At 67.4% G+C, this 15,965-nt stretch carries 13 protein-coding genes and 1 riboswitch; of the genes, 4 read left to right on the forward strand and 9 right to left on the reverse strand.

From position 1 onward, the window contains the following. Positions 1-92: 92 nt before the first annotated feature. From lpdA to EH231_RS27730, 9 genes are all read right to left on the reverse strand, one after another. Positions 93-1,460, reverse strand: coding sequence for a dihydrolipoyl dehydrogenase (lpdA, locus tag EH231_RS27690; protein ID WP_124713761.1), 1,368 nt, complete (start codon positions 1,458-1,460; stop codon positions 93-95). Continuing rightward, entirely contained in the window at positions 1,457-2,398 is a 942-nt protein-coding gene (gene lipA, locus EH231_RS27695) for a lipoyl synthase (RefSeq protein WP_124713762.1), read from the reverse strand. The genes lpdA and lipA overlap by 4 nt, the downstream gene beginning before the upstream one ends. Positions 2,399-2,403: 5 nt before the next feature. Next, positions 2,404-3,789 carry an L-serine ammonia-lyase gene (locus EH231_RS27700; protein ID WP_090424103.1) on the reverse strand — a complete coding sequence of 462 codons (1,386 nt, stop codon included), beginning with the start codon at positions 3,787-3,789 and terminating at the stop codon, positions 2,404-2,406. 2 nt (positions 3,790-3,791) lie between these two features. Next, on the reverse strand, positions 3,792-5,060 hold the full coding sequence (gene glyA, locus EH231_RS27705; protein ID WP_124713763.1) for a serine hydroxymethyltransferase: 1,269 nt from the start codon (positions 5,058-5,060) through the stop codon (positions 3,792-3,794). Between the two features lie 2 nt (positions 5,061-5,062). Next, the gene (gene gcvH / locus EH231_RS27710) at positions 5,063-5,461 is read right to left on the reverse strand and encodes a glycine cleavage system protein GcvH (RefSeq protein WP_124713764.1); all 399 of its coding nucleotides are present in this window, start codon (positions 5,459-5,461) and stop codon (positions 5,063-5,065) included. An 11-nt stretch (positions 5,462-5,472) separates the two neighbouring features. Beyond that, positions 5,473-6,585, reverse strand: coding sequence for a glycine cleavage system aminomethyltransferase GcvT (gcvT, locus tag EH231_RS27715; RefSeq protein WP_124713765.1), 1,113 nt, complete (start codon positions 6,583-6,585; stop codon positions 5,473-5,475). Continuing rightward, the gene (gcvP, locus tag EH231_RS27720; RefSeq protein WP_124713766.1) at positions 6,582-9,455 is read right to left on the reverse strand and encodes an aminomethyl-transferring glycine dehydrogenase; all 2,874 of its coding nucleotides are present in this window, start codon (positions 9,453-9,455) and stop codon (positions 6,582-6,584) included. The genes gcvT and gcvP overlap by 4 nt, the downstream gene beginning before the upstream one ends. Positions 9,456-9,605: 150 nt before the next feature. Continuing rightward, positions 9,606-9,696: riboswitch (glycine riboswitch) on the reverse strand. A gap of 35 nt (positions 9,697-9,731) precedes the next feature. Next, positions 9,732-10,733, reverse strand: a complete 1,002-nt coding sequence (gene speB / locus EH231_RS27725) for an agmatinase (RefSeq protein WP_124713767.1) — start codon at positions 10,731-10,733, stop codon at positions 9,732-9,734. A gap of 127 nt (positions 10,734-10,860) precedes the next feature. Continuing rightward, entirely contained in the window at positions 10,861-11,838 is a 978-nt protein-coding gene (locus EH231_RS27730; protein ID WP_090424097.1) for a LacI family DNA-binding transcriptional regulator, read from the reverse strand. A gap of 187 nt (positions 11,839-12,025) precedes the next feature. On the opposite strand from EH231_RS27730, the gene EH231_RS27735 reads away from it, so the two are divergent. Genes EH231_RS27735 through EH231_RS27750 form a run of 4 tightly spaced genes read left to right on the forward strand, consistent with a single transcriptional unit; the run spans position 12,026 to position 15,946 of the window. Next, positions 12,026-13,351 carry an aryl-sulfate sulfotransferase gene (locus tag EH231_RS27735; RefSeq protein WP_124713768.1) on the forward strand — a complete coding sequence of 442 codons (1,326 nt, stop codon included), beginning with the start codon at positions 12,026-12,028 and terminating at the stop codon, positions 13,349-13,351. Next, entirely contained in the window at positions 13,348-14,187 is an 840-nt protein-coding gene (locus EH231_RS27740) for an ABC transporter permease (protein WP_090424095.1), read from the forward strand. The genes EH231_RS27735 and EH231_RS27740 overlap by 4 nt, the downstream gene beginning before the upstream one ends. After that, positions 14,187-14,945, forward strand: a complete 759-nt coding sequence (locus EH231_RS27745; protein WP_124713769.1) for an ABC transporter ATP-binding protein — start codon at positions 14,187-14,189, stop codon at positions 14,943-14,945. The genes EH231_RS27740 and EH231_RS27745 overlap by 1 nt, the downstream gene beginning before the upstream one ends. A 29-nt stretch (positions 14,946-14,974) precedes the next feature. Further along, positions 14,975-15,946, forward strand: a complete 972-nt coding sequence (locus EH231_RS27750; protein ID WP_124713770.1) for an ABC transporter substrate-binding protein — start codon at positions 14,975-14,977, stop codon at positions 15,944-15,946. The last annotated feature ends 19 nt before the right edge of the window (positions 15,947-15,965 follow it).

Here is a 15,965-nt window from a genome sequence, read left to right on the forward strand (position 1 = left end):
TTTCCTCTTCCCCTTGCACCGCGAGCGACCGTGTCTGTACGCCAACACGCCGTAATCTGCGTACTTTTGGGGTCGCTCGCGGTGCTGGGTTGTCACCCGTGCAGGTGGAGTGGTGCTCCGGACACGGCCATCAGCGCCTCTCCCAACGCCTCGTTCTGCGTGGGGTGGGCGTGGACGAATCGGGCGGCCTCGTCGGCCTTGACGCCGAGGTTGTAGAGCATCTGGGCCTCACCGATCAGCTCCGAAACGCCGTGGCCGATCATGTGCACGCCCGCCACCGTGCCGGCCGGGTCGACAACGAGCTTGATCGCCCCGGACGCCTTGAGGATCTGGCTGCGCCCGTTGCCGGCCAGGTCATAGGTGACGGTTTCCACCCCGTCGCCGTAGCGTTCCCGCGCCGCCTCCTCGGTGAGCCCCACCGAGGCGATCTCGGGGTTGCAGTAGGTGACCCGTGGGATACCGAGGTCCGCGACGGGCTCGGGGTTACGCCCGGCGATCTGCTCGGCGACGAAGATGCCCTGCTGAAACGCCCGGTGCGCCAACTGGAGTCCACCGACGATGTCGCCGATCGCGTACACGCTCGGCACGCTCGTGTGCAGTGCGTCGTCGGTCACCACGAACCCGCGGTCGAGTGTCACCCCGGCCTCGGCGAGTCCGAGGTCGGCGGTACGTGGGGACCGGCCGACGGCTACCAGCAGCACATCGGCGGACAACTCGTCGCCGGACTCCATGGTCACGCGCACTTCGCCGCGATCGGTGGCGACCGCGGTCAGCCGGGCTCCGGTTTTGGCGGTGATCCGGCGGCGCCGGAACAACCGCTCCAGATAGGTGGAGATGGCGGCGTCCTCATTGGGCACCAGCCGTGGCAGCGCTTCGACGATGGTCACCTTGGTGCCGAACGAGGCCCACAGACTGGCGAATTCGACGCCGATCACGCCGCCGCCGAGGATGATCGCCGATTCGGGGATGGTCTCCAGTTCCAGGGCCTGATCGCTGGTGAGTACCCGATCGGACGGCGCGATGAGTCCGGGGAGCTTCGGCGCCGACCCGGTGGCCAGCACGATCGATTTTCCGGTGATGGTGGTGCCGTCGACCTCGACGGTGGTGGGCCCGGTCAGTCTGCCCCGGCCGTTGACGACGGTGATGCCGAGCGTGTCGATCAGCCCGGAAAGCCCCTTGTGCAGGCGTGCCACCACGGTGTTCTTGAAGCCGTGCAGCTTCTCCGGGTCGACACCGTGGAACGCCACGTTGACCCCGAATTGTGCTGCGGTGCGGGCAGTATCGGCGACCTCGGCCGCATGCAACAGCGCCTTGGTGGGGATGCAGCCGCGGTGCAGGCAGGTGCCGCCCACCTGGGCCTCGTCGATCAGGATGACAGACAACCCAAGCTGCGACGCACGGATCGCGGCGGCGTACCCGCCGGGGCCGCCGCCGAGGATGACGACATCTGCTGTACTCACGAATGGCTCCTTGAAAGTTTGATTGCGGTACGTGCCTGGGTGTAGAGCCGCCCGGCCCGGTAGGACGAACGCACCAGCGGGCCGGACATCACTCCGAGGAAGCCGATCTCGCGGGCGATGCCGTCGAGGTCGGTGAACTCGTCTGGGGTGACCCAGCGTTCGATGGGGTGGTGCCGCGGCGTGGGCCGCAGGTACTGGGTGATGGTGATCAGCTGGCATCCGGCAGCATGCAGATCCCGCAGGGCCTGCACGATCTCCTCGATGGTCTCCCCCATGCCGAGGATCAGGTTCGACTTCGTGATCAGGTCTTGGCTGCGGGCCCGTTCGATCACCCCGAGCGAGCGCTCGTAGTCGAAGCCGGGCCGGATGCGGCGGAAGATCCGCGGCACGGTTTCCAGATTGTGCGCAAGGACTTCCGGTGCCGCATCGAAGACTTCGTCGAGTTGTTCGGGGGTACCGGTGAAATCGGGGATGAGCAGTTCGACGCCGGTCCCCGGGCAGGCCGCATGGATCTGGCGCACGGTCTCGGCGTACAACCACGCGCCGCCGTCGGTCAGGTCGTCGCGCGCCACCCCGGTCACGGTCGCGTAGCGCAACTGCATCTGCGCCACGGATTCGGCCACCCGCCGGGGTTCATCCCGGTCCAGCGGCTCGGGGCGTCCGGTGGCGATCTGGCAGAAATCGCAGCGCCGCGTGCATTGGTCACCGCCGATCAGGAAGGTCGCCTCGCGGGCTTCCCAGCATTCGAAGATGTTGGGGCAGCCCGCTTCCTGACACACCGTGTGCAGGTCGTTGCGCTGCACGAGCGAGGCCAGCTCACGGTATTCGGGTCCGGTCCGCAGCTGCGTCTTCATCCAAGCCGGTTTGCGTTCGACCGGGGTCTGCGCGTTGCGGACCTCCAGGCGCAGCAGGCGGCGACCTTCCGGGGTGACGGTCATATCCCTCAGCATTCGACGACGTTGACGGAGACGTTGACTGCCAGCCCGCCCATGGATGTCTCCTTGTACTTGGCGCTCATGTCCATCCCGGTGGCACGCATCGTCTCGATGACCTGGTCCAGGCTCACCCGGTGGGTGCCGTCACCGCGCAGCGCCATGCGGGCGGCGTTGATCGCCTTGCCCGCCGAGATGGCGTTGCGCTCGATGCACGGGATCTGCACCAGGCCGCCGATCGGATCGCACGTGAGGCCGAGGCTGTGCTCCATGGCGATCTCTGCGGCATTCTCGACCTGTCGCGGTGTGCCACCCAGGATTTCGGCCAGGCCGCCCGCGGCCATCGACGCCGCGGAGCCGACCTCACCCTGACAACCGACCTCGGCTCCCGAGATCGAGGCCCGCTCCTTGTACAGCGATCCGATCGCTCCGGCGGTCAGCAGGAACCGGACGGTGGTGTCGTCCGGGTCGGCGATTCCGGACGGGGTGTAGCGCAACGCGTAGTGCAGCACCGCCGGGATGATCCCGGCCGCCCCGTTGGTCGGCGCGGTCACGATCCGGCCGCCCGATGCGTTTTCCTCATTGACCGCGAGTGCCACCAGGTTCACCCAGTCCTCGGCGAAGGCCGGATCACGCTGCGGGTCTTCGGCGTCGAGCCGGACGAACCAGTCCCTGGCGCGGCGGCGGACCTGCAGGTTGCCCGGCAGATAGCCATCGCGGGCCATCCCGTTGGCCTGGCACGCGACCATGACGTCGCGGATGTGCAGGAGACGTGCCCGCACCTCTGCTTCGCTCCGGTTCACGCGTTCCTGCCGCATCATCGCCTGGCTCACCGACAGCCCGTCCCGCTCGGTCAGGGCCAGCAGTTCGGCGGCCGAGTGGAACGAGCCGTCGGCGTCTGCTCCCGCCCCTTCCTGCTGAGCCGGTGCACTTTCGGTGACGACGAAACCGCCTCCCACCGAGAAGTAGGTCTCGCGGTAGAGCACGTCACCACCTGCCGAGAACGCCGTCAATGTCATGGCATTCGGGTGCTGGGCGAGCTGGCGGCCCGGTTGCAGATGCATGTCGGATTCGGTCAGCGCGATGACGATCCGGCCGGCCAGTTGGATCTTTCCGTCGGCCCGAATGGTCGCCAGCCGCCGTTCCATCTCGTCGGTCTCGATCGTCTCGGGCCGGTAGCCCTCGAGACCAAGCAGGATGGCCGGCATGGTGCCGTGCCCGGCACCGGTCGCCGCCAGCGAGCCGAACAGATCCACACCGACCTCGGCGACGTGATCGACCATGTCGCGACCGACGAGTTCGTCGACGAACATCCCGGCCGCCCGCATCGGGCCGACGGTGTGTGAGCTCGACGGGCCGATCCCCACCGAGAACAGGTCGAACACGCTGACCGCCATGGCTACAGCCCCGGGTAGAGCGGGAATTGCTCGGCCAGCGTACGCACCTGCGCTGCAAGGGGTTCGGTGTCGGCGTCGCCCTCGGCGATGAGCGCGGCGGCGATGACGTCGGCGACGCGGGCGAATTCCTCGTCACCGAATCCGCGGGCGGCCAGCGCCGGGGTGCCGATGCGCAGCCCCGAGGTGACCATCGGCGGCCGGGGATCGAACGGCACCGCGTTGCGGTTCACGGTGATACCGACCGCGTCGAGCCGGTCCTCGGCCTGCTGCCCGTCGATGGCGGCGTTCCGCAGATCCACCAGCACCAGGTGCACGTCGGTGCCGCCGGTGAGGACGGTGATTCCCGCGTCCTTGACGTCGGGCCGGCTCAGCCGCTCGGCCAAGATCTGCGCGCCGCGGAGAACCCGCTGTTGACGTTCGGCGAACTCCGGCTGGGCGGCCATCTTGAATCCGACTGCCTTGGCGGCGATGACGTGCTCCAGCGGTCCGCCCTGTTGCCCGGGGAACACCGCCGAGTTGATCTTCTTGGCGATGTCGGCCTCGTTGGTGAGGATGACGCCGCCGCGCGGCCCACCCAGGGTCTTGTGGGTTGTGGAGGTCACGACGTGGGCGTGCGGCACCGGGGACGGATGCAGGCCGGCTGCGACCAGGCCCGCGAAGTGAGCCATGTCGACCATCAGGTAGGCGCCGACCTCGTCGGCGATCTCGCGGAACCGGGCGAAGTCCAGCTGCCGCGGGTACGCCGACCATCCGCCGATGATCAGCTGCGGCCGGTGTTCCCGCGCAGCTTCGGCAACGGCATCCATATCGACGAGGAAGTCCTCCTTGGACACCCCGTAAGCGGCGACGTTGTACAGCTTGCCGGAGAAGTTCAGTCGCATGCCGTGGGTCAGGTGTCCACCGCAGTCCAGGGACAGGCCGAGGATGGTGTCGCCCGGCTTGATCAGCGCGTGCATCACCGAGGCGTTGGCCTGCGCACCCGAATGGGGTTGCACATTGGCGAATTCCGCTCCGAACAACGACTTCACCCGGTCGATGGCCAGCCGTTCGATCACGTCGATGTGCTCACAGCCGCCGTAGTAGCGCCGGCCCGGATACCCTTCGGCGTACTTGTTGGTCAGTACCGAACCCTGCGCCTGCATGACCGCGAGCGGAGCGTGGTTCTCCGAGGCGATCATCTCCAGTCCCAGCCGCTGCCGGTGCAGTTCGTCGCCGATCGCCGAGAAGATCTCGGGGTCGAAGTCGGCGAGGCGTTCGTCGAGGATGCTCATGGCTAGGCCTCGCTCTTCTCTGCGTATTCGGCTGCGGTCAACAGGTTTCCCGCCTCGGTCGCCTGCACCTCGAACAGCCAGCCGGATCCGTAGGGATCGGACGTGACGAGGGCGGGATCGTCGACGGCTTCGGTATTGACCGCCGTGACGGTGCCACTCACTGGCGGGTAGAGCTCGGACACGGTCTTGGTGGATTCCACCTCGCCGCAGCTTTCGCCTGCGGTGATGGTGGACCCGACCTCGGGCAGGTCGAGGTACACCAGGTCACCGAGCGCGGCGGCGGCGACCGAGGTGATCCCGACCTTGACCGGGGTGTCCGGCAGTGCGGCACCGGGTGCGATGAGCACCCACTCGTGCTCTTCGGTGTAGCTACGGTCGTCGGGGATTGTCTGAGTGGTCATGTCGGGTCCTTTCAGCTGCGGCGGTAGAACGGCGCCGGGGTGATTTCGAACTGTTCTTTCTTGCCGCGGATGTCGACCTGCACGACGGTTCCGGGTTCGGCCAGCCCCGTGTCGAGGTAGGCCAGTGCGATCGGGTAACCAAGGGTCGGCGACAACGCGCCTGACGTCACCATTCCCACCGCGGCCCCGTCGGTGTTCTCGACGGTGTAACCGGCCCGGGCCGCGCGGCGGGTCGCGCCCTTCAGCCCTACCAGGACACGCGAGACCGGCAACTCGGAAAGTCCTTGCAGCGCATCGCGTCCGACGAACTCCTTACCCAGGCGGACGACCTTGCCCAGGCCGGCCGCATACGGGTTGAGCTCGCGGGTGAGCTCGTGTCCGTAGAGCGCCATTCCGGCCTCGAGTCGCAAGGTGTCGCGGCAGGCCAGCCCCGCGGGCAACCCACCGACCTCGGTGGTGGCCGCCAGCAAGGCCCGCCACAACTCCACCGCCTGCGCGTTGGGCACGTAGAGCTCGAAGCCGTCCTCGCCGGTGTAGCCGGTACGCGCCAACAGCACATCGATACCGGCGACCTGCGCCGCGGTCACCGCGTAGTACTTGAGATGCGCGACCAGTTCCAGCTGCTCGTCGGGCACCAGAGAGCTGACGATGCCTTCCGCCGCGGGCCCCTGAACGGCTATCAGTGCGGTGCTGGCCGACTGGTCGTCGACGTCGGCATCGAATTGTGCGGCCCGGCTCGACAGTTCACGTGCCACGGTGGGGGCGTTCGCGGCATTGGCGACCACCAGGAAGCGGTCGTCGGCGAGCCGGTAGACGACCAGATCATCGATCACGCCGCCGTCGGCATCGCACATGAGCGAGTACTTGGCCCGGCCCATGCCGATCTTGGACGCCTCGCCGACCAACGCGAAGTCCAGCGCCTCGCCGGCTTGAGGCCCCGTGATGGCGATCTCGCCCATGTGGGACAGGTCGAACAACCCGGCGGTCTCCCGGACCGCCTTGTGCTCAGCCAGTTCACTGCCGTACTTCAGCGGCATTGCCCAGCCGGCGAAGTCGGTGAACGCGGCACCCAATCCCCGATGTTCGTCGAGCAGCGGTGAGGCCGGGGTGTGGTTGTCGGTCATGCAAAAACCTCCTGGAGGATCTCGACGGTGTCGGTCTGGAATGCCTCTGGCGCAGGGCACGAGCAGGCGAGGTTGCGGTCGCCGTGCACGCCGTCGATACGGCGGACCGGCGGCCAGTACTTGTTCAGCCGCAGGGACGCAACGGGATACGCGGCGTACTGCCTGCTGTACGGCAGGAGCCACTCGGCATCGGTGACCTGCTCGGCGGTGTGCGGAGCCTGCCGCAACGGGCTGCTTTCGAGCGCCCACTCTCCCGAGCCGACCCGGCTGATCTCGTCGTGGATGTTGAGCATGGCCTCGATGAACCGGTCCAGTTCGGCCAGGTCCTCGGATTCGGTGGGCTCCACCATGAGCGTTCCGCTGACCGGGAAGGACAGGGTCGGGGCGTGGAAACCGTAGTCGATCAACCGCTTTGCCACATCCTCCGCCGTCACTCCGGTGCGCTTGGTGATCTCGCGCAGATCGAGGATGCACTCGTGTGCGACCAACCCGGTTTCCCCGGTGTAGAGCACCGGATAGTGCCCGGCCAGCGATGTCGCCAGGTAGTTGGCGCCCAGCACCGCGGCCTTGGTGGCCGCGGTCAAGCCGTCGGGACCCATCAGTGCCAGGTATGCCCAGGTGATCGGCAGAATGCCGGCGGAACCGTAGTTGGCGGCCGATACCGGCGCCGGCCCGTCCTGCAGCGGGTCACCGGGCAGGAACGGGGCCAGGTGTGAGCGGACCGCGACGGGTCCGACGCCCGGGCCGCCGCCGCCGTGCGGGATGCAGAATGTCTTGTGCAGGTTGAGATGTGACACGTCGCCACCGAACTCGCCAGGTTTGGCAAGTCCCACAAGAGCGTTCAGGTTGGCCCCGTCGACGTACACCTGTCCGCCGGCGCGGTGGACGAGATCGCACACGGTGCGGACATCGGTTTCGTACACGCCGTGAGTGGACGGGTAGGTGAGCATGATCGCCGCGACCCGCCCGTCGTGGTCGGCGAGCTTGGCCTCCAGATCGTCGTGGTCGATGTTGCCGTTGGCGGCCGTCTTCACGACGACCACGCGCATCCCGGCCAGGACGGCCGAGGCCGCATTGGTGCCGTGTGCCGACTGCGGGATGAGGCAGACGTCGCGGTGGTCCTCGCCGCGTGACCGGTGGTAGGCGTTGATGGCCAGCAGGCCCGCGAGCTCGCCCTGGGATCCGGCGTTGGGCTGCAACGAAACCCGGTCGTAGCCGGTGATCTCGGCCAGCCAGGTTTCCAGATTGCCGATCAGCTCGAGGTACCCCGCGGTCTGTTCGGCAGGCGCGTACGGGTGGATACCGGCGAACCCGGGCCAGCTGATCGGTTCCATCTCGGCCGCGGCGTTGAGCTTCATGGTGCAGGATCCGAGCGGGATCATGGTGCGGTCCAGCGCCAGATCCCGGTCCGAGAGCTCCCGCAGGAAACGCAGCATCGCGGTTTCGGATCGATGCGTTTGAAACACGGGGTGCTGCAGGTACTCCGACGTGCGAAGCAGAGCGGCAGGCAACGCGAACGGACGATCGGTGGCCGTCGGCGAAGCACCGAACACCTCGAGCACGCGCCCGACCACGTCGTCGGTGGTGCACTCGTCGCAGGCGATGCCGACATGGTCGGCGTCGACCAGACGAAGGTTGATACCGGCCCGGTCGGCGGCCGCCACGATCTCGTGGGCGGTGCCCGGGACCCGCACCAGCACGGTGTCGAAGAACGAGTCGTGCACGACCTCACGCCCCGCGGCACGCAGACCGTCGGCCAGCGCGACGGCGTGCCCATGGACGCGGGTTGCGATGGCGCGCAAGCCTTCCGGTCCGTGGTAGGCGGCGTACATGGCGGCGACGTTGGCCAGCAATGCCTGCGCGGTGCAGATGTTGCTGGTCGCCTTGTCGCGGCGGATGTGCTGCTCGCGGGTCTGCAGTGCGAGCCGGTAGGCCGGCTTGCCCGCCACGTCGACCGATACCCCGACCAGACGGCCGGGCAGCATGCGCTCCAGACCGGACCGCACCGCCATGTAGCCGGCGTGGGGACCGCCGAAGAACAGCGGCACGCCGAACCGCTGTGCCGAGCCCACCGCGATGTCGGCGCCCTGCTCGCCGGGGGCCGTGATCAGGGTCAGCGACAGCAGGTCGGCGGCGACGGTGGTGAGCATTCCGCGCTCGTGTGCCGCGGCGACGAGCGGGGCGAGGTCGCGCACCGCTCCGCTGGCGCCCGGGGACTGGAAGACGACGCCGAAGGCGTCGCCGGCGGGCAGCGTCCCGGTCAGATCGGCGACCACCACCTCGACGCCGACGGCTTCGGCCCGCCCGCGTATCACCGCGAGCGTCTGCGGCAGGCAATCGGCATCCAGCACCACACGGTTGGACGACACCTTCTTGTTGGCCCGCCGCATCAACAGCACCGCCTCCATCACCGCGGTGGCCTCGTCCAGCAGCGATGCACCGGCGACCGGCAGCGCCGTGAGGTCCTCGATCAGCGTCTGGAACGTCAGCAGCGCCTCTAGCCTGCCCTGCGAGATCTCCGGCTGGTACGGCGTGTAGGCGGTGTACCAGGCCGGCGACTCGAGCATGTTGCGGCGCAGGACCGCGGGGGTGATGGTGTCGTGGTAGCCGAGGCCGATCATCTGAATCCGCGGCTGATTGCGGTCGGCCAGCTCGCGCAGTGCCGCGAGCACCTGCTGTTCGGATCGCGCGGCGGGCAGCCGCAAGCCATCGGTGCAGCGGATCTGCCGGGGCACCGCGCTGTCGATCAACTCATCGGTGGTGGCGAATCCGAGAGCATCGAGCATGCGCCGCTCGCCCACTCGGTCAGGGCCGATGTGTCGGTCGCGAAAAGAGTTGTCGTCGTGGACAATTGCGGTGCACTCGGGCATGAGGCGACTCCGGTTTCGGGCATCGCGGTTACACGATGCGTCGTGAAGTGACACCTCCCCGCTCTGTCCTGAAACCTGAGAGTTTTAGCGCGTTGCGCCTTTCCCCTTCGGTAAGCCCGATCCTGCGATCGCGCTGTTCTCCAGAGTTGTCTCGACACTGCGGTATTGGGCCTGAGAGATTCCCGGGGAGGAGTTGCTCCTACGGCGCCTCCGGAATCGGAGGTTCTCCCACAATGCGTCATCGACGTATTGAGTTATGTGACGGATGCTACTCGATCAAGGCGCCGTGGCCGCAACCTCACCGTTGACGGGCAGATTCGACTGCCGTCCGGCGACCATGAGAGACACGATGTCGAACACCACCGTGGCCGCCGCCACGCTGGTGATTTCGGCGTGGTCGTAGGCGGGCGCCACCTCGACGACGTCGGCGCCGACGATGTTGAGGCCGGACATCTTGCGCAGCATCTTCAGCAGTTCGCGCGAGGTCAGGCCGCCGGATTCGGGGGTGCCGGTGCCCGGGGCGAACGCCGGGTCGAGCACGTCGATGTCGATGGACAGGTACACCGGGAGGTCGTCGACCCGGCGGCGCACCACGTCGACGGCCGCGTCGGTACCGATCACGTCCAGGTCGCCCGCCCGGATGATCTTGAACCCCATGCGGGCGTCGTCGTCGAGATCGATCTGGTCGTAGATCGGGCCGCGGATGCCGACGTGGATCGAGTGATCCTCGATCAGCAACCCCTCCTCGAACGCCCGGCGGAAGATCGTGCCGTGCGTGACCGGCGCGTTGAAGTAGGTGTCCCAGGTGTCCAGGTGCGCGTCGAAGTGGACCAGCGCGACGGGGCCGTGCTTGGCGTGCAGGGCACGCAGGTTCGGCAGCGCGATGGTGTGGTCACCGCCGATGGACACGATGCGGCGGTCGCCGCCGGCCAGAATGTCGGAGGCGTGGTCCTGGATCTGCTGGCAGGCCTCGGCGATGTTGTACGGCGTGACGGCGACGTCTCCGGCATCCACCACCTGCACGTGCTCCAGCGGCGCGACACCCAGTTCGACGTGATAGCCGGGACGAAGGGTGCGCGCGGCCTGCCGGACCGCCATCGGACCGAACCGGGCACCGGGCCGGTAGGAGGTACCGCCGTCGAAGGGCACGCCGAGGATCGCGATGTCGTAGTCGGACACCTCATGGATGTCGGCGATCCGGGCGAAGGTGCCCTTCCCGGCGTAGCGCGGGACCTGGGTGGCGGGCAGTGCGCCGATGATGCCGTTGTGCGTGCTCATCTGTGGTTTCCAGCCTTTCGACTCGCCGGGTGTTGACAGTCAGCATCACTCCCGGCGCACACCCGTAGCGAGCAGATAATGCCCAAACACTGACGAGTGCCTTTGAGCAATCGCACAAGGGCCTAGCTCACGCGCACCCGCAGGTCTCCCCCACCCGCAACGCGGGCACCAGGCCGTCCCCGGCAACCGGGGCATCCCCGAGCAACAAGCCGAGCGCCTGACGCGCCAAGGCATCGACGGGTTGCTGCACCGCGGTGAGCCGCACCTGCCCGTAATCGACGGCGCTGCCGTCGAAACCGACCACCCCGACGTCGCCGGGCACCCGCAGTCCCGCATCGCTGATCGCCCGGATCGTGGCGGCCGACTGGCCGTAGGTGCCCACCACGAACGCGCGCGGGACGTGTTCGGCGCGACGCAGAAACTCCCCGACCGCGCCGTACGCGCCGGACGGGGTGAGATCGGTCCGGATGAGCGGGAGGTCGTGCCCGACGACGGCGGCGACTCCCTCGAACCGCTGTTGCACGGTTTCGCGGTCACCGTGATGGACGTCGTCCTCGGTGAAACCGCCGACGAACGCGACGTCGCGACAACCATGGACATCGAGCAGGTGCCGGGCGACGAGTGCGCCGGCATTCACGTGGTCCACCCCGACGATGTCGGCTTCCACCTCACCGCGGATGTTGTGCATCCACACCACCGGAATACGTTCCTGCCGACACAGATTCGCCGTTCCGGGGGCGTTCGCCGCCCCGACCACCAGCAGTCCGTCGACACCGACTTCGGCGAACGCGGCCGCGAACTCAAGTTCACGTTCGGGGTCATAGCCGGTGTTGCCGATCAGCGTCAGGTGGTCGCGTGCCCGGGCTTCGATCTCGATCCGCCCCACGAACTCACCGAACAGCGGCAGCGTGAGGTCGGGGACCAACAGCCCGATCTGCCGCCATCGCCGCGACCGGCGCAGCGCCCTGGCCCGTACATCGGGCCGGTAGTTCAACTCGTCGATCGCACTGATCACCTTGGCCCGCAACAATTCCGATACCGGACGCGGGCCGTTGTTGAGCACATAGCTCACCACCGCCGTCGAGGTGCCGGCGCGGCTGGCCACGTCAGCCAGTGTCGGACGTTTACCACTCACAACGGCTGGACCCTCCGCTCGTAGATGACAGCTCGAAAGAGTTTGAATCACCTCGATTGTGACGGTTCCGCCCACGCTTCGCCTGCTTACGCTAATCGATTAGAACCGTAACGAGGAGGACCCGTGGTTGTAACCGGACGTTGGTGGAGTAACTGACATGGCATTTGTACGTCCCAGCGGAGTCAGCTACCTCGATCCCGACCTTGTCCACGACAGCTACATCCTGTTCACCGGCGCCGACGGAACCACCCGGGTGATCGACCTCAACGGCACCGTGGTGCACGAGTGGCCGTATGCAGGTGTTCCACCGCGCATTGTGGATCCTGCGCTCAACGACGGGCGCCTCGGCGACGTCGGGGTGCAACTGTCCGACAGCGGCGACGCCCGCGGCGGTATCTACGCCAACGGCACCGTCGGCCAACTCAACTGGGATGGCGAGATCGTCTGGGAGTGGGGCACGCAGGCACCCGACGGTGCGGCCCGGCAGAACCACGACTGGGAACTGTTGCCCAACGGCAACCGCCTGATCCTGGTCACCGTTCCCCGCGTGGTGCCCGGTCTCGGTGAGCACACCGTGGGCGATCAGGGCCTTTACGAAGTCACACCCGAAGGCGAGATCGTCTGGCGGTGGCTGGCCGGCGATCACCTCGACGAGTTCGGATTCTCCGAGGCCGGATGGGAAGCCCTGCGCCACACCGTCGCTCGTGACCCCGACGATCCCTGGGGATACCTGGAGATGAACAGCGCCAAAACCCTTGGGCCCAACCGCTGGTATGTGGATGATCCGGACTCCGTCTTCCACCCCGACAACATCCTGATCAGCTTCCGCAAGGCCAATATCATCGCCCTGATCGACAAGTCGTCCGGAGCCATCGCCTGGAAGCTGGGTCCCTACTACGACGCCGAGTTCGGCGCCCAGCATCAGCGGATCAACGTGCACAAGGTGCCGCGCCCGGTCGATCAGACCTCCGGTCAGCACAACCCGCACATGATCGCCGCGGGCCTTCCCGGTGCGGGCAACATCCTGGTGTTCGACAACCAGGGCGGCGCCGGATACCCGGCCGCACCACTGGGCATCTACGCCGGATCCCGGATACTCGAGATCGACCCCGCTACCAAGGAAATCGTGTGGCAGTACACCGCTGAAGACTCAGGTCTGCCCACCTGGACGTTCTTCAGTTCGTTCGTCAGCAATGCCCAGCGACTTCCCAACGGCAACACCTTGATCACCGAGGGGATGCAGGGGCGGTTGTTCCAGGTCACCCCCGACGGCGATGTGGTGTGGGAGTACCACAGCCCGCACCAGGGCTACGGCGTGGCCGGTGAGCCCGAGGTCAAGCAGACCAGGGTGCCCGGCGTCGACCGGCTCACCCGGACCGCGCTGGTGTACCGGTCGCAGGCCGTGCCGTTCGACTGGGTGCCCGCGGGTACCTCGCGCGAACCGCTGCGCGCAGTGGGAACTGAATCGGGAAGCCGTCCATGACAGCCGGTTTGGCGGTCCGGACACCGGCCGCGAGCGCGGGCCGATACCCGGGCCCGGCCCGGGTGCGGTCGGCGTTCGCGCGGTTGGGTGTCCTGGGTTGGACGGTCGCCGGCCTGGGGATCGCCGCGGCGTTGTGGTCGCTGATCGTGGCGACCGGGCGGTTCCCGCGGCAACTGTTCCCGAGCGTGCCGGAGATCCTCGCGGCCGGGCAGACCCTGTGGACCGAGGGCCTGCTGGCCGACGACATCGTCGCCAGTTTGCGCAGGGCGGCAGTCGGTTTCGCGATCGGTGCCGCCGCCGGGATCGTCGTCGCGGTGTTCACCGCAACCACCAAGGCGGGGCGCAACCTACTGCAACCGGTGCTGCGGGTGTTCTCGCCGATCCCGACGATCGGCCTGGTCCCATTGGCAATCCTGTGGTTCGGGCTCGGCGAGAACAGCAAGCTCCTGGTCATCGCGCTCGGCGTCTTCGTCCCGGTATGGATCAACAGCCATTCCGGGTTGGCGAGCACACCGGTCGACTATCTGAAGGCCGCCCGCTGCCTGGGGGCCGGCCGCTGGCAGACGTTGTCCAAAGTGGTGCTGCCCGAGGCCGCCCCCGATATCGCATCGGGCCTGAGGGTGGGGGCCGCGATGGCGTTCGTGCTCATCGTGGTGGCCGAGATGACCGGTACCACTGCGGGTATCGGCTACCGGATCTCCCAGGCACAGCTGTTCTCCCAGGCCGATCGGCTGATCTTCTGCCTGATCATCCTTGGCATCGTCGGCGCGCTGTGCGACCTGCTGGTCGCCTCGGTCACGTCCCCGTTCACCCGTTGGGCTCAAGAGGAGCGCTGATGGCCATCCAGACCCACGAACTCGTGGTGAAGTTCCCCGGCAAGCAGGAGCCGACGCTCAAGGGCATCTCCCTGACGATTCCCGACGGGTCGTTCTCCGTCCTCGTCGGCGCCTCCGGCAGCGGCAAGTCGACACTGCTGCACTGTCTGGCCGGGCTGATCACCGCGACCGCGGGCACGGTGACCGACAGTGGCGAGGCGGTCACCGCACCGCATCCCCGACGCGGCGTCGCATTCCAGCGCGATGTGCTGTTCCCGTGGATGACCGTCGCCGACAACATCGACTTCGCCCTGTCCGCCCGGAGGCTGTCAAAACCCGAGCGCCGGAACACGATCCACGAACTGCTGGACTTGGTGGGCCTACATGACGAGGTGGCCGCACAGCGCCCCGGTGAATTGTCCGGCGGTATGCGGCAACGGGTCAGCATCGCCCGGGTGCTGGCCGGGGAGCCGACGGTGATGCTGATGGACGAACCGTTCGCGGCGCTCGACGCACTCACCCGGCTGCGCATGCAGGATCTGCTGATCGATCTGTGGACGCGGTTGAACCGCACGATCGTCTTCGTCACGCACGACATCGACGAGGCGATCCGGCTCGGCGACACCGTCAGCGTGCTGCGCGACGGGCAGATCGCCGATCAGATCACCAACCCGTTGAGCCGGCCCCGGCCCGCCGACGCACTGGCAGACCAGCCCGGCTACAGCGAGATCCGCAAGACCCTGCACCACCAGCTCGGCATCGACCACGCCGTGCACTGATCCCCTACCCCCACAAAGGAACCCATACCGTGAAGACTCCTTTCCGGCGCATCGTCGCCGCAGCGGTTGCCGCTGCCGCACTGGCTGTGACAGGCACCGCCTGCACCGACTCGGGTACCGCGAACGCCGATCAACTCACCGTCGGGTTCGTCGTCGACCCATCCTGGGCGCAGGTCCCCGTCGCCGCCGACACCGGCCTGTTCGACAAGCACAACGTGAACGTCAAGGTGGTGAACTTCCAGTCCGGCGTGGAGGCACTGCAGGCCGCGGCCGCCGGTCAGGTCGACATCACCACCGCCGCCGATGTGCCCACCTCGACCGCGCTGACCCGCACTCCCACCCTGCGGGTGATCGCCGACGGTTCCCGCTGGGAAGGCTCGCGTATCGTCGCCCGGCGCAGCGCGGGCATCAACACCGTCGCGGATCTGGCCGGCAAGTCGATCGGCACTCCACTGGGCACGAGTGCTGCCTACTACGTGTCGAACGCCCTGGCGCAGAACAACATCAAGGCTGAGCTTGTACAGGTCGCCCCGTCTGCGATCGTCACCGCCGCCACCCAGCGCAATGTCGATGCCGTATCGATCTTCCAGCCCTACCAGGCGCAGACCATCAAGGCCCTCGGCGACGACGCCGTGGCCCTGACCGGCGGAACCTACAACCAGCACAGCCTGTTCGTCGCCACCGAATCGGCCGTCTCGACCAAGGGCAAGGCGATCACGGCCTTCCTCGCCGCACTCGGCGACGCGGGCACTGCCCTGTCCCAGCACGACAAAGCCGCCACCGACGCCGTCGCCAAGGCCACCCAGCTGGACCCTGAACTGCTCGCCACCGTGCTCGGCGAGTTCGACTTCACTCTCCAGCTGAATCCGGACCTGGCCGACAAGCTGGCCGAACTCGGGGCGTGGGCCAAGACCCAGAAGTCCATCGATCCGGACACACAACTGCCCGACTACGCGAAGTTCCTCGACAACCAGTTCCTACCGGAGCCGAGTAAGTCCTGAGCACTGTCGCGGTTTCCAC

This window comes from Mycolicibacterium nivoides, from assembly GCF_003855255.1.
In the GTDB taxonomy this organism is placed as follows: Bacteria; Actinomycetota; Actinomycetes; order Mycobacteriales; family Mycobacteriaceae; genus Mycobacterium; species Mycobacterium nivoides.

Bases quoted from the DNA above. Each gene is read 5' to 3' on its own strand.
- EH231_RS27700 (WP_090424103.1), bottom strand. From the start codon at position 3,789: ATGGCGGTCAGCGTGTTCGACCTGTTCTCGGTGGGGATCGGCCCGTCG.
- gcvT (WP_124713765.1), bottom strand. From the start codon at position 6,585: ATGACCGACAACCACACCCCGGCCTCACCGCTGCTCGACGAACATCGG.
- EH231_RS27735 (WP_124713768.1), top strand. From the start codon at position 12,026: ATGGCATTTGTACGTCCCAGCGGAGTCAGCTACCTCGATCCCGACCTT.
- speB (WP_124713767.1), bottom strand. From the start codon at position 10,733: ATGAGCACGCACAACGGCATCATCGGCGCACTGCCCGCCACCCAGGTC.
- gcvH (WP_124713764.1), bottom strand. From the start codon at position 5,461: ATGACCACTCAGACAATCCCCGACGACCGTAGCTACACCGAAGAGCAC.
- lipA (WP_124713762.1), bottom strand. From the start codon at position 2,398: ATGACCGTCACCCCGGAAGGTCGCCGCCTGCTGCGCCTGGAGGTCCGC.
- EH231_RS27740 (WP_090424095.1), top strand. From the start codon at position 13,348: ATGACAGCCGGTTTGGCGGTCCGGACACCGGCCGCGAGCGCGGGCCGA.
- glyA (WP_124713763.1), bottom strand. From the start codon at position 5,060: ATGAGCATCCTCGACGAACGCCTCGCCGACTTCGACCCCGAGATCTTC.
- gcvP (WP_124713766.1), bottom strand. From the start codon at position 9,455: ATGCCCGAGTGCACCGCAATTGTCCACGACGACAACTCTTTTCGCGAC.
- EH231_RS27745 (WP_124713769.1), top strand. From the start codon at position 14,187: ATGGCCATCCAGACCCACGAACTCGTGGTGAAGTTCCCCGGCAAGCAG.